The organism is Acidobacteriaceae bacterium (assembly GCA_035944135.1).
Lineage (GTDB): Bacteria > Acidobacteriota > Terriglobia > Terriglobales > Acidobacteriaceae > Granulicella.
Genome location: DASZBM010000009.1, coordinates 1 through 14,337, shown reverse-complemented (window position 1 = coordinate 14,337; position 14,337 = coordinate 1). Strand labels below are relative to the sequence as shown.

Annotated in this window: 11 protein-coding genes; 2 read left to right on the top strand and 9 right to left on the bottom strand. The window is 61.0% G+C overall.

Annotation, left to right across the window (positions count from 1 at the left end; genetic code table 11):
- The first annotated feature begins 188 nt into the window (after nucleotides 1-188).
- Nucleotides 189-1,340 (top strand): hypothetical protein, encoded by a 1,152-nt coding sequence (locus tag VGU25_13850; GenBank protein HEV2578286.1) that lies wholly within the window; start codon nucleotides 189-191, stop codon nucleotides 1,338-1,340.
- A gap of 143 nt (nucleotides 1,341-1,483) precedes the next feature.
- Nucleotides 1,484-4,486: a carboxypeptidase-like regulatory domain-containing protein gene (locus VGU25_13845; protein ID HEV2578285.1), complete on the top strand. Its 3,003-nt coding sequence runs from the start codon at nucleotides 1,484-1,486 to the stop codon at nucleotides 4,484-4,486.
- 64 nt (nucleotides 4,487-4,550) lie between these two features.
- Here the strand turns inward: VGU25_13845 and VGU25_13840 are convergent, their stop codons facing one another.
- The 9 genes from VGU25_13840 to VGU25_13800 form a co-directional block, all read right to left on the bottom strand.
- On the bottom strand, nucleotides 4,551-6,608 hold the full coding sequence (locus tag VGU25_13840; GenBank protein ID HEV2578284.1) for a M1 family metallopeptidase: 2,058 nt from the start codon (nucleotides 6,606-6,608) through the stop codon (nucleotides 4,551-4,553).
- A gap of 12 nt (nucleotides 6,609-6,620) precedes the next feature.
- Nucleotides 6,621-8,141, bottom strand: coding sequence for an NAD-dependent succinate-semialdehyde dehydrogenase (locus VGU25_13835; protein ID HEV2578283.1), 1,521 nt, complete (start codon nucleotides 8,139-8,141; stop codon nucleotides 6,621-6,623).
- A gap of 54 nt (nucleotides 8,142-8,195) precedes the next feature.
- The gene (locus tag VGU25_13830) at nucleotides 8,196-9,521 is read right to left on the bottom strand and encodes a M20 family metallo-hydrolase (GenBank protein HEV2578282.1); all 1,326 of its coding nucleotides are present in this window, start codon (nucleotides 9,519-9,521) and stop codon (nucleotides 8,196-8,198) included.
- On the bottom strand, nucleotides 9,518-10,279 hold the full coding sequence (allE, locus tag VGU25_13825) for a (S)-ureidoglycine aminohydrolase (GenBank protein ID HEV2578281.1): 762 nt from the start codon (nucleotides 10,277-10,279) through the stop codon (nucleotides 9,518-9,520). The genes VGU25_13830 and allE overlap by 4 nt, the downstream gene beginning before the upstream one ends.
- Before the next feature lie 14 nt (nucleotides 10,280-10,293).
- Nucleotides 10,294-11,535 (bottom strand): allantoate amidohydrolase, encoded by a 1,242-nt coding sequence (locus tag VGU25_13820; GenBank protein HEV2578280.1) that lies wholly within the window; start codon nucleotides 11,533-11,535, stop codon nucleotides 10,294-10,296.
- Nucleotide 11,536: 1 nt separating this feature from the next.
- Entirely contained in the window at nucleotides 11,537-12,406 is an 870-nt protein-coding gene (gene pucL / locus VGU25_13815) for a urate oxidase (protein HEV2578279.1), read from the bottom strand.
- Nucleotides 12,406-12,747, bottom strand: a complete 342-nt coding sequence (gene uraH, locus VGU25_13810; protein HEV2578278.1) for a hydroxyisourate hydrolase — start codon at nucleotides 12,745-12,747, stop codon at nucleotides 12,406-12,408. Before uraH ends, pucL begins: the two co-directional genes overlap by 1 nt.
- Nucleotide 12,748: 1 nt before the next feature.
- Entirely contained in the window at nucleotides 12,749-13,339 is a 591-nt protein-coding gene (gene uraD, locus VGU25_13805; GenBank protein HEV2578277.1) for a 2-oxo-4-hydroxy-4-carboxy-5-ureidoimidazoline decarboxylase, read from the bottom strand.
- The coding region (locus tag VGU25_13800; GenBank protein HEV2578276.1) for an amidohydrolase family protein at nucleotides 13,339-14,337 on the bottom strand (999 nt) is incomplete at its 5' end. The genes VGU25_13800 and uraD, both read right to left, overlap by 1 nt.

The window sequence follows — 14,337 nt, the reverse complement described above, 5'->3', positions numbered from 1 at the left end:
GAAACTTTTCCGGCATGAAGTCGTATCCCTTAAGGAGTGGTTCCACTGGCCATCTCCCAAGATCACTCGGCTGGCCGGGATGCCGTGCTTGGAACGTTTCAAATTACGCATAAGCGAGCCTTGACTCTTTCAACTCAATGAAGCCCTTTCAGATCAGATTCCTCCGCTCCCTCGTACGGTGGTTGTTCGTGGCTGTGCTCGCGCTCGGATGCGCAGCGACCCTCTATGCTCAAGCAGGCGCTGCACCGCGCCAGAGCGGAACGGTAAAGTCCACCAGCAGTGACAGCTTCGTCCTGACGACCGCAGGCGGACAGGACGTGACCGTGGCAGTTCCGGCTGCGGCGAAGGTGCTGATTGTGCCGCCCGGGGCAAAGGACCTGAGCTCGGCGACCCCCGGCTCTATCAGCGATGTGCAAACGGGCGATCGGGTTTTTGTGACCGGGTCAGCCGGTGACAGCGGCACTACGCTCACCGCTGCACGCGTCATTTTGATGAAGTCCACGGCCATTGCGGCGACGCACGCCGCGGAAGAAGAGGCCTGGCAGCGGGGCGGGGGCGGAATCGTGAAGTCGGTTGATCCGGCGACGGGCACGATCGTCATCTCCAGCGGTCTTCACACCGTGACAATAACCACAACTCCGGCAACGATCGTCCGCCGTTACTCTGGCGACTCGGTAAAGTTCGAGGATGCCGTCAGGAGCGACATCGCATCCATCCGGCCTGGCGACCAGCTTCGCGTGCGTGGAACGCGGTCGGCAGACGGCAGCACGATTGCGGCGGACGGGATCGTTACGGGAACCTTTAGGAACTACTCCGGTCTGCTGACCGCGGTTGATCCAACAGCAGGTACGGTCACGCTGAAGGACCTGGCAACCAAGAAGGTCGTCACGGTCTCTGTCACGCCGAACAGCGACGTTCGGCGGCTTCCGCCGACGGCTGCGCAGATGATTGCCGCACACATGCGCGGCGGGGCGGGTGCACCGGGCGGAGCAGGCGTGCCGGGCGGCGGAGCAGGGCAGAGACCCGCCGGCGCGGCGGCGGCAGGTGGCGAGCAGCAGGGAACAGCCGCAGGTGCTCGCCGTGCGGGTATGGATCTCTCTCAGATGTTGTCGCGTCTGCCCACCGAAACCATTGCAGGGTTGAAGCCAGGTGAGGCAGTGATGATCGTCGCTACATCGCCATCGGAGCAGTCGTCCAAGAGCTCCGCGGTGACGTTGCTGGCTGGAGTTGAACCGATCCTTACCGCCGCACCCACCGGCCAGGGGATGACACTCACACCCTGGAGTATGGGCGGTGACGCGGCGGCCAGCATGGGTGACGCCGGGGGGCCCGGCAAGTAGTGGGCCCAGCATCCAAATTAATGCGCGGCGGCAGCGGCCTTCTGATCAACTAATGCGCCCTCCCTATTCGCAGTACCTGAAGGTTATTTGTTGAACGTTGAGGAGTGATGATGTCGGCTGGAAAAAGTTTGATTGCAGGATTGGTGTGCTTGCTGCTGTTATCGCCCGGGAGCCGCGGTCAATCGGCCGCGCCACCGCCGCAGGCTGCGCCTGCCGGCCCGGCAAATGCCTCCGCGCAGGTTTCCACCGGCGGAACAAAGGTTCATGGAACGATCACGGATCCGGACGGAGAACTGATTCCTGGAGCCACGGTGACGTTTACGCCGGCGAAGGGACCGGGCCGCACGGTCAAGTCCGGCTCTGATGGCACGTACAACATCACCATCACGCCAGGCAGCTACACGATGCTGGTGTCGATGCCGGGATTCGCCTCGTACCTGATGACCAACCTGAGGGTCCCGGCGGTTGCGAGCACTACGCTCGACGCAAAGCTGAAGATCGGGCAGGAGAACACGGTCATTAACGTCGAGGCCAGCGCCGTGCAGCTCAGCGTCGACCCGGATTCCAACGCGAGCTCGACGATCCTGCAGGGCAAGGACCTCGAGGCGCTCTCGGACGATCCTGACGAGTTGCAGAGCGAGTTGACCGCTCTTGCCGGCCCATCCGCGGGACCGAACGGCGGACAGATCTACGTTGACGGCTTCACCGGCGGACAGCTTCCGCCGAAGTCGTCCATCCGCGAGATCCGCATCAACCAGAACCCGTTCTCGGCCGAGTACGACAAGCTCGGCTATGGGCGCGTTGAGGTGTTTACGAAGCCGGGCACAGATAAATTGCACGGCAATTTCCAGATCAACGGGAACCCATCCCAGTTCAATTCGGGAACACCGCCTTCGTTCAGCTCGACTCCGATCATTCAGCCGCCGTACCACACGATGTTCATGTTCGGGAACCTGACAGGCCCGTTGACCAAGACTGCCTCGTACAACCTGGGCGGAACGTTCCGGCAGATTCAGGACGATGAATATACGACGGCTCAGATACTGGCTACATCGCCGGGATCTCAGGCGCTCTGCAACCCGGGAGCCACCGGCTGCAGCCTCAGCACTTTCCAGCAGGAAACGTACTATCCGCAGCTGCGTGTCGACGTGAATCCGCGCCTGGATCTGGCGCTGGGTGAAAAGAACGTGATGACGATGCGCTATCAATTTGTGAGAAACACTTCAACGAATGGTGGCATCTCGAACCGGACGATTCCCACGGCCGGCTTCAATTCGAGCAGCATGAGTAACATCCTGCAACTCAGCGATACCGAGACCTTCAGTTCGAAGTTGGTGAACGAGACGCGGTTTGAGTATGAGCGCGAGCATGTAGCCACGAATGCGCTGAACAATCTTCCAACCGTGACCGTCTCGGGAGATTTCACGGCCGGCGGGTACTCGGGTCAGAACCTGTCGGATCATCAGGACCACTACGAGTTTCAGAACTATACGTCCCTGCAGCTGAAGAAGAATTTCATTCGGATGGGCGCGCGGTTGCGGGCCACAAGGGAGGCGGAGAACACTGAAGGCAACACAAATGGCGAATTCGTATATTCGACTTTGACTACCTGTGTGCCTTCCTCGACAACGACCTGCCCGACGATAGACAACAGCTACCAAACCGGAAGTCCGCGCGAGTTCACGTATACGCAGGTGAACAATCATACGATCGACGATACCTACACCGACCTCGGTTTATACGCGGAGACGGATTGGAAGCCGCGTCAGAACATGACCGTCAGTTATGGTGCGCGGTACGAGACCCAGAATCATCTGCGCGACCACCATGACTTTGCCCCGCGCGTAGCGATCAACTATGGATTGTTCACCGGGCATGGCGCGCCCAAGACAGTGTTGCGCGGTGGGTTTGGTATCTTCTATGACCGTTTCGCGCAGGGCAGCATTCTGACGCTGCAGCAGGAGAACGGTACGAATGAGACTGTGTACACCGTAGAAAATCCAGGGGGCACGTGTACGCCAAATTTGAATCAGCCGATTACCCAGGCGCTGATTAGTGCTTGCATTGGAAATGCATCGGCAAGCACACAAACGACCTACAGCGCTGCATCGAATCTACGCACACCGTACACGATGGAGAGCGCGGTAGGTGCGGACCAGCAGGTTGGGCGGTTTGGAACTCTCTCCATCAACTACGTACATTCCCAGGGTGTTCATGAGTTTGCTACACAGAACATCAACTACGACCCGACGAAGCCTGGGCCATTGAGTGCTTCAACGGGTCCTCAATACCAGTTCTTTTCCGGGGGCATTTTCAATCAAAATCAATTGATTTTGAACGGAAGAGCGCAAACAACGAAATGGCTGTCGATCTTCGGCTATTACTCGTTGAACTCGGCTCACGGCGACACATCGGGCGGATTTGTCACGACGCCGTTCAACATCAAGGCGGACTACGGTCGCACAACCTTCGACGTGCGTAACCGGTTCTTCGTGGCAGGCTCCATCACACTGCCCCACTACATCCAGTTCAGCCCGTTCATGATCGGGCAGAGTGGAACTCCGTTCAACATTACGACCGGAACCGACAACAATAACGATTCGATTCTGAACGACCGGCCATATCTGGCAAATGGCGCAACACCGAATGGCAGAACCATCGAATCAATTCCGGGTTGCGGCACATTCGCACAGCCGGGTACGCCCGGGCTGCCCGCGAACTCGTCGATTGTCCCCATCAACTACTGCACGGGACCGTCACTGTTTACGCTCAACTTCCGCCTTACGAAGACCTGGGGATTCGGCGGGTTGCGCAACGCGCAGGCGGCTTCCGCCGGTGGGCAAGGCGGCGGTCCGGGTGGCTCTGGCGGAGGAGGACATCACGGTGGTGGTGGTGGTGGCGGTGGTCGCGGTGGACCGGGCGGCGGTCCTGGCTTCTTCGGCGGCGGAGGTTCGAGCACTGGCAAGCGCTACAACGTCGCGCTGGGTATGCAGGTGCAGAACCTTTTCGGCAACAATGATCTCTCCACTCCCAACGGCGTCCTGACCTCGCCGCAGTTTGGTCAATCGACGGCGTTGCAAGGCGGTCCGTACACGACACAGTCTGCAATCCGGCGTATTTTGCTGCAGGCCTCGTTCAACTTCTAACCGTTGGAGTCCATCAATCGAAGCGGCTGCGAATCTTATCGCAGCCGCTTCGATTTTGTGCGGGTCAGTGGCCGAGCGTGAATGTGTTGTTGCTGCGGTCGACGTCCGGCACAACGTGATCCGGATCGATGGTTACCGAGTTTGCAGGTCCGGTGATCGAGACCACGAACGTGTGGCTGGTGTTCTGCATCCATGTCTCCGCCGGCACGGCGACGTCCACCTGCCCTCCGCTCGCAAGCTCCACTCGCAGCGTCGAGGGAAGCACGAGCTTGTCGTGGTTCTCAACAGTCACGCGCAAACCTTTCGCGGGGTCGTTCGCGTCAACATACGTCGCGGCGGTTACCGCCAGGTCGAGCTTCCAGTTGTTGAAGTACCATCCCCGCCAGAAGTAGCTCAGGTCTTCGCCACCTTCGGAATCCATTGCACGGAAGAAATCCGACGGGCTCGGATGCTTGAACGCCCAGTCGCGGATGAACTTGCGAAACGCGAAGTCGAATCGTTCCGGCCCAAGAATGTCATCGCGCAGCAGCACGAGCCCGAACGCCGATTTGAAGTAAGTCACAGGATGACGATAGGTCTCGCGAATTGCATCCGCCCGCGTCATGATCGGCGGCGCGTCGGGGTCGTTCAACACTTTTACAATCTGATCCGCCGGCGGCAGCTTCGGATCAGGCGCGAACTCCGCGTCCCGCTTCGGCCCATAGACTCCGTGCTCAAATTCATCACTTTCGAAGATGTCGATGAACGTATTGAAGCCCTCATCCATCCACGCATCGCGCCGCTCATTGAAGCCCACCACCATGGGAAACCATGTGTGCCCGATCTCGTGCGCCGTCACCCAGAACAGCGGCGCGCCCTTGTCGTTGATGCCGTCGAACAGCACGCCGGGGTACTCCATGCCGGAGGAGAAGCCCGCTACATTGATGGCGTTCGGGTACGGATACGGATACCAGCGGGCAGAAAAGTGCTCGACCGCGTCCTTCAGGTATTCGGTTGAACGCCCCCACGCACCGTCACCGGCCGACTCGATCGGATACACGCTCTGTGCCAACGCTTTATGCGCCGCGTGCCCGGCTCCCTCAGGTACATTGATCGCCGCTGCATCCCACAGGAACGCGGCCGACGCCGAAAACACCACATCGCGCGTCGAATCCATGGTGTAGTGCCACGTCTTCGTCTGCGTGGTCGTGGATGCGACCGCGCGATCCACGTCCTCAGCCGTGCGGATCATCACCGTCTTGTCGCTCGTCCGCGCTTGTGCGAGACGCGACTGTTCTGCGCTCGTCAGCACCTCGTTCGCATTCACCAGCGCTCCGGAACCAGCCACGATCATGTTCGCCGGCACCGTGACGTAGTAGTCGAAGTGCCCGTACTCGAGGTAAAACTCGTTCGCGAGATACGGCAGCGTATCCCATCCGTGCAGGTCGTCGTAGACGCACATGCGCGGGTACCACTGCGCGATGTCGTAGATCTCACCCTGCTGCGCCTTGCCCCAGGACGTGCGTCCGCCAAACAGCCCCGGGATCGTGTAGTGATATCGGATGCGCACTCGGATCTGCTCGCCGTGACGTAGCGCAAACGCCTCCGGCAATTCAATCTGCATGCGCGTGTCTGCAATAACCGCCGCAGCTTTGATCGCCGCCTGGTGCGCCTTTCCGAGCGGCTGAATTTCAACGGACTCGAGCACGTACCCCTCAGTGTTCGTAGGTCCGGTGATTGCCGGCCCGCGCCGGCGCCGAAACTCCGACGCAAACGCGGATGAGCGTGAGTCCTTCCGATAAATGTTCTGCTCGAGATGCAACCACAGTGACGTCAGCGTGTCGGGCGAGTTGTTCGTATACGTAATCAGCTCGGTGCACGTCAGCGTCTTGCTCTGCGTGTCGATCGCAGCATGCAACTCATAATCGGCGCGATTCTGCCAATACTGCGGCCCCGGAGCACCATCGGATGAGCGGTAGACGTTGACCGGGTCCGGCAGTGTCAGCGGTGCAAACGTCTCGAGCGGCTTGTAATTGGAACTCTGCGCAGTAGACGCTGGCGTCTGTCCGTTGCACGCAACAGTGAAAAGAAGAACGGCAGCAAGAGTGGGAACGATCGGGGAGCGCACGAGCCCATCGTACATGCTGCGGACTGCCTACTCGTCGTTGCGCTCCGTCAATCCGAGCGTCGCAATTCCGCCGCGCGCCTTGTTCTTCTTCGCCTCAGCTTTCGCTGTCATCAGCGGCTGCTCGCGCACAGGTAAAACAAACTTGGCCTCTTCGCCCTGCTTCGGACCCGCTGGTCGCGCAGTCGCGGCGACCACCACGGTTTTCGCGTTCATAAACTCACGCATCCCGGCCGCGGAGAGCTCACGCCCATAGCCGCTATGCTTGATGCCGCCGAACGGCAGCCGCGGGTCGCTCGCGACCGGCGTATTGAAGAACACCGATCCGCTCTGCAACTCCAGCGCGAGCCTCTGCTGCTCAGCAGTTTCATTCGTCCAGCAGCTTGCTCCCAGCCCGAACGGCGTATCGTTCGCCAGAGAAATGGCCTCGTCGAGCGACGGCACCTTGAACAGAAACGCGAGCGGCCCAAATGTCTCCTCGCGCGCCACTTGCGCGGTGCGTGGCAACCCCACAATTACCGTTGGCGAAAAGAAGTTTCCGTCTCGGCTTAGGCGCCTTCCGCCTGTAAGCAGCCGCCCGCCGGCGTTGATCGCGGCATCCACCTGCCTCTGCAAGTCCTCCGCGATCTGCTGCGTCGCCAGCGGTCCAATCTGCGTCGCCTCCGCCATCGGGTCGCCAACGACCTGCGCCGCCATCTGTTCGACGAAGCGCTCCTCGAAGGTGCGATACACCGACTCATGCACAATGAACCGCTTGGCAGCGATGCAACTCTGGCCGTTGTTGATGCACCGCGCCTGCACCGCGCTCTTGATTGCCTCAGTCAGATCCGCCGACGGCATCACGATGAACGGATCACTGCCGCCAAGCTCAAGCACACTCTTCTTGATGAAGTACCCCGCCTGCGCTCCCACCGCCCGGCCCGCAGCCTCTGAGCCTGTCACCGTCACCGCAGCCACGCGGTCATCCGCAAGCACCTTCTCCACCTGCTTGGCTTCGATCAGTAACGTCTGAAATACACCGCGCGGAAAGCCGGCGCGCCGCACCAGCGCTTCGATTGCCAGCGCACACTGCGGCACGTTCGAGGCATGCTTCAGCAGTCCGACGTTGCCCGCCATCAGCGCCGGCGCCAGAAACCGGAACACCTGCCAGAGCGGAAAATTCCACGGCATGACTGCCAGCACCACGCCCAGCGGATCCCAGCGCACATAGCTGCGCGCATGCTCGGTCGCGATAAACTCCGGCGCCAGCATGGCCTCGCTATTCTCGGCGTAATGCCGGCAAGCGCGCGCACACTTTTCCACCTCGGCACGAGCGGCCGTGATGGTCTTACCCATCTCCGTCACCATCATCGTGGCCAGGTCGGTCTGCTCAGCGTCCAGCAGATGGGCCAGCCGTCGCATCCAGAACGCCCGCTGCGCCAGCGGCTCAGAGGGATAGCTGCGGCTGGCCGCGTACGCAAGCGCCAGCTTTGCATCAAGGCCTTGAGGCGTAAGTGGCTCGAAGCTGCGCAGCAGCTCACCGGTCGCGGGATTGATGGTTTGAATGGACATGGCGTCACGTCGTGCAGGACGCAGTACTGCTGACAGTGTAGCCGTGTCGCCGATTTATGCGATAGAGAGTTTTGCGAGTGTCCGGGCGAGCACTCGCGTGCCCAGCGCAATCGCCTCAGGCGTGGCGTACTCGTCAGGCCGATGAGAGACGCCGTTTCGGCAGGGAATAAACAGCATCGCCACAGGCGCAATCGGCGCGATGAAATTCGTGTCATGGTACGCGCGCGACACCATCCGCCTGAAACTCGCACCCTCTTCCCGGCACGCCTCCTCGAGCGCCGCAACGATCTGCGGGTCGGACTGCGCCGGCTGATCCGCGTTGATCAACTCCTCCGTCACACGCACTCCGCGGCGTTGCTCGATCATCCGAATATCAGCGTGCAGCGCATCCATCACCGACTCCCGGCGACCGACATTCGTGTCGCGGATATCGAGCGTCATCTGCACACGCGAGGGCACCGAGTTAACCGCTCCGGGATGCACCGACACCATTCCGACCGTCGCGACAGTATCTACGCCGCTTTCCCCATCGGACTTCGCTCGCGCATTGGCGCTCAGCGCATGCCGTTCCACTGCGAGGATGATCTCGGCAGCCGCGCAAAGCGCATCCCGCCGGTCCGGCATCAGCAGCGCTCCAGCATGTCCACCAAAGCCTTCGACTGTGTACCGATAGCTCGCCGGCGCGGCGATGTTCGTCACAATCCCGAGCTGAATGTTGCCGCGCTCGAGCAGCGGCCCCTGCTCAATGTGCAGCTCCACCCAGGCGTCGTAGTAGTGCGCCGGCAGCTTCACACTAGCAAGCGGACCAGTGAAACCCGCCGCCGCTCGCACTTCGCGTAGCCGCAGCCCTTCGGGAGCGTTTGGATCTGTCTCACGCAATCGATCAGGAAGTACATCCGCAGCCTGCGCGTCGATCACACCGCCGAGCAGCCGCGACCCCAGGCATCCAATGCCAAACCGCGTCGGCTCCTCACTGGTGAACATCAGCAACTCGAGCGAACGCTTCGGTCGAAAATCCGATTCCTTCAATGACCGCAACGCTTCCAATCCGCCCAGTACGCCCACCGTGCCGTCGTACATGCCCGCATGCGGAATCGCGTCCGTGTGGGATCCCGTCCCGACCACGCCCGCTGCCTTATCGCTCCCCTCCCACCGCATAAACGTGTTGCCCACAGCATCCTCGCGCACGCTGAAGCCTGCATCCTTGGCGAGCGACTTCAGCCACGCGCGCGCTTCGAGATCCCGCGGCGTGAAGACGATTCGCGTGACCGCCTGCGTCGGCTCCGGGAGCGATGCGTCCTCAGTTGGCGGACAGTCGGTGATGCGCGCGAGTTGATGCAACTCGGCGAGAAGACGATCGCTATTGATGCTGACGTTCATCCGAGCGTGTGCCTGTTGAAGTTTTTGTAGATTAGATACTTCGCAGGCTGCTTGCCGATCGCGCCGAACCACTGCGGACAAAATGGCGCCATCCAGATGAAGTCACCAGCCTGTGTGGGATACCAGTCATCGCCGAGCCGATAGATTCCACCGCCCTCCAGCATCAGCAGCCCGTGCTCCATGTAATGAATCTCCACCTGCGAAAGAGCCGCGCCGGGCGCATAGGTCATCGTGTTGCAGGCGAAATCAAAGGCCAATGAATCCGGCAGCAACGAACGCACCTGCAGCCCTTCATCGCCGTTGAGCGGAACTGAAGCAACCTCCTCCTCGCGTCCGATCAGGAACCACGGCCACGCCTCCTCTGGCTCCTCGCCACGCAAATGCGGCAGCGGCAGGAATGGCTTATCGATCACCGCGACCCGCGCTCTCGTTTCAGCCTTGAGCGTGTATTCGAGCTCCGCCGGCAGATAGGCATAACCTCCAGCGCCCATCGCATGTGGGTCCACGCTTCCGCGCTCCGTCAGAGACAATCCGCCCTCGACCACATACAGGAATCGCTGCGTCGGTCCTTCGGTAAGCGTGCCGCCTGGTTCGAGTTCCACGGTCATCATCGTGAACGCCGCGCCAGCTTGCGGAGCGACATGCACAATCGCCACGCCATCGGTCAGGCCAGGCAGCGGCGTGCGGATGAACGTGTCCGGCGTCAGAAGCAGGTGGTCGCGTCGATTTGCGCTGCGTGTCAATCCAAGTTGATGCATAAGAGACCCTGATTCTACCTGTCCGAAGGCTTTACGCCGCGCAGGAATTCGAGAACCGTTGCCAGGGCGGCCTCCACGTCATCCACGCGCACTGCCTCATCAGGATGGTGGCTGAGGCCGCCCGGCGAGCGCACAAACAGCATCGTGGTGGGCACGCGCGACGCCAGAATCATCGCATCGTGGCCCGCGCCCGAGAACATCTGGTGCGTCTCATATCCGGCACGTTCCGCGGCCTGCTGCAAAGCCACTGTGAGCCCGCGATTCATCACCACAGCCGCCTGTTTCGAGAGCGCCTTCGCGCTCACCCGGACTCCGCGCTGCGCCGCCGCGAGCTCTGCCTTGGTCAGCAGATTCGCCACCGCCGCATGCCGCGACTCGTCCTTGGGATGCCGCACATCCAACTTCGCGCGCACATGGCCGGGCACGACATTCACCGCGCCGGGCGAAACCTCGAGCTGACCCACCGTTGCGACGAGCTGCTGATAATTCGCCGCATAACGTTCCACCTCTGTCACCCACTGCGCCGCTGCCGCGAGCGCATCATGACGCAGCCGCATCGGTGTCGTGCCCGCGTGATTCGCCTCTCCTGTAAACGTCAGCTCGAAGCGCGACTGCCCGACAATCGCCTCCACTACTCCAAGCGAAAGATCCTCAGCCTCCAGCACCGGCCCCTGCTCGATGTGCACCTCCAGCGCCGCGAATGTCTCTGCCGCCAGTGCACAGCTGTGCACTATATTTTGTGGCCGCAATCCAAACCCATACAGCGCCTCTGCGACAGAGACGCCATTCTGATCTCGCCGCTCCAGCGTCGCCGGGACGACCTGCCCCGTCGCAGCCATCGACCCAAAGAACGGAAACCCGAACCGCACGCCCTCTTCCTCGCTGAACGCAATGACTTCGACGCTGAAGGGAAGCGGCTCCTCGGCAAGCATCTCCAGCGCTTCTATTGCGAGCACCACGCCCAGCGGCCCGTCAAATGCCCCCGCATTAGGGACGGTATCAATGTGCGAGAACAGCACCACTCGTGCCGCAGGATCTCCCGTCGCCAGACGAACGCCCCGCAGATTCCCGGCATCGTCTACGCGCCCCTCGAGCCCCGCATTCCGCATCCACCAAAGCAGCAGCGTGTGCGCATCGCGTGTCGCCGGCGAAAGAAAAAGTCTCGTCGTCTCGCCAGGGACGTCGCTTATGCGCGCGAGTTCCCGGCATCGTTCAATGATGTTCTGCGCGCGTTTGTGAAGCACGGGATCGCTCATCTTACGCGCGCCGCACCGTTGCTTCGATCGTTCCATGCGGCTCATCCGTCGGAACGAAGATGTGGTTCGGATTGTCCCTCCCAAACCGCCCCATATCCACCAGCAGATTGTGCTTGTTCGGCATAAGCAGGTAAACCTCATCGATGATGTCCGTGTGCGCCAGCGCCGCCTCGCCCATCGCGAACAGCGTTTGCTGCACCGACAGTGAATCATGCTTCGCGAAGGTCGCCAGCATTGTCTCGCGCAGATGCCGCCGCACCTTGTTGAAGTCAATGCCTTCCGCGACGGCGCGCGCCGTGTATGGCCACTCCGCCTTCACCACCGTGCCGAACAGCCGGTCCTTCGTCTCCGGCAGCGTCGTCAGCTCGTCCTTGATATAGCCGAAGAACGCAGACTGCGCCGTCTTCAAAATGTTTAACCGGTCCAGCCCGCTCACGATCTCAAATGCCTCGCCCTGTCTGCGCGAGACCCTCGCAGTCTGCCGCTCATCCGATCCATGCATAAACGCCGTCGGATGCGGCTGCCCATCGACCGTCAGCCGCTTCCACAGATGCGACTCAATTGACACTTCTACGCCGCTCACCTGCGGATTCCGCGCGAGCAAGAAGTTAATCAACTCCTTTGCGTACTCCTCCATGCTGTCGGCTTTGGACTCGCGCGCCACGAAGTACACGGTGTTTTTCATCGTGTCTGTCGGCAGAATCTTCGAGTTATCCCCCAGCGTATGCGCCGTCTCAAAGTCGCCCGAGAGCAGCACCTGCACCGTCCACTCATCGAGGTCATGATGCGACTCATGCCGCGTCACGCGCATCAACCGCACGCGCGACTTCCCATACCGATTCGCTGCGAGCTTACAGGTCGTTCCCGGCATCAGCTCCCTCTATAAGTCGTGTATCCATTCGCCGAAATCAGCAGTGGAATGTGATAGTGTTGCGACGCATCTGTAATCGTGAACGCAATCTCCACATACGGGTACAGGCAGCTGATCGTAATACTCTGTGCAGAAAAATACGGTGCTACCTCGAAGCGCAGCTTGTAAGTGGCACGCTCCAGCTCCCGCGCGCCGAGCAGCGTACGGCATCGCCCGTCAGCATCCGTTGAGTCGCGGCCGATCTCGTTCCACCCGCCGTCGCTCTCCTGCAGCAGCACAACGTCAATGCCCGCCGCCGGCCGGCCTTGCGATGTGTCGAGAATATGCGTTGAAAGCCCCATCCTAAGCCGCCTCCCCAGGTGTCTCGAACCGATCAGCCGCGCTCTCCGCCAACTCTGCGCAAGTCAGCCCCGGCATCTCGAGCCACTTCCGCAATCGAAGCCGCGTGATCAACCGCTGCTGCTCCGCCGCCTCACGCAACTCAGTCTCCGCATCGTTCTGCAACCGCTGTCGCAAAATCGTCAGCATCTCCTCCGCACTCCGGCCCGTCGCACACAGCAGGAAGATCCGCCCAAACTTCGCCTCATACTCGCGATTACCATCCGCCAGCGCCTGTCGCACAGCATCGTCAGGATCCGCCGCGCTCTGCTCCTGCGTGCTCCAACTCAAGCTCTTCTCCGTCGCCGCTTTTGCCTTCCGCTCGCCGAGCCGCGGATGCGAATCAAACGCTTCCTGCCAGTCTTCTTCCGGAAGTGACATCCAAATCTCATCGGACACGGCGAAAAGGGATGCGGGCGAGTCGAAGGGTCGATTATAGGCAACCAGCGTTGCCCAAACCGGCGATCCATTGCACGGCAGAATCACTTCGGCTGCATCGTCCAGGCCAAGGCCATTCCACTCGGAAAGAATCGTGTTGGCAGTAGACGTTGTCATTACGAGAGGGAACAGGATAACGCGTACTCTTGCCCGCGGGGAGTATCGGCAAACGTTACTTTGCCGTCCCGATTCGCATACACCTGTTCGCCGCGCAGCCACGTCCCCCAAACAACCCCACGCAGCGTCTCGCCCATGTATGGTGAGATCGCATGCCGGTAATGCAAATGCTCCGGCGCCAATGTGAACGTCGCCTCTGCGTCGAACACCACCAGATTCGCTTGCATTCCCGGCGCAATCGCACCCACCTGTGCGCTCAGGCCCGCCAGTGTCGCCGGCTTCGTCGACATCCACTGCACCAGTTTTGTCAGCGGAACGCCTCGCTTCACACAGTCAGTCCACAACAGTGGCAACGCCGTCGACAATGACGGAATCCCGCCCCAGGCCTCGTCGAATCGTCCAGCCTCTTCTCCTGGCGCGTTCGCAGTCAGCCGCTTCATTGCGGGTGGGCACGGGGAATGGTCGGTCGCGATGAAATCAATCTCGCCATCGAGCAGCGCACGCCACAGCAGTTCACGATTCTCCGCCGAACGAATGGGCGGCGCGCACTTGAACAGTGTTGCTCCATCTGGAATCTTCTCCGCCGCGCAGTGCAGATAGTGCGGGCAAGTCTCCACTGTCAGCGGCAGCCCTTCCATCCGGGCGGCCCGAATCATTGGCAGCGCCTTCGCCGTCGACAGATGCACAATATGCAGCCGGAACCTGTGCGCGCGGCACAGATCCAGCATCATCGCAATCGCCTCCAGCTCAGCATCGTCCGGCCGCGACGCAAGATACGTCGCATATCTCCGCCAGTCCTCATCCCCGCTGTTCAGCCGCGCTACCGCCGCATCCACCGGCCCTGCAAGTTCCGCATGCACCAGCAGCGGGAGCCCAGTGCGCGCAATGTGTGGCACCGCGAGCTCCAGGTTTGCCCGATCGATCTCCGTGAACCCGTCCGTTCCCGGATAGATCAGGAAGCACTTGAACCCGGCCACACCTGCGATGGCCAGCGGCTC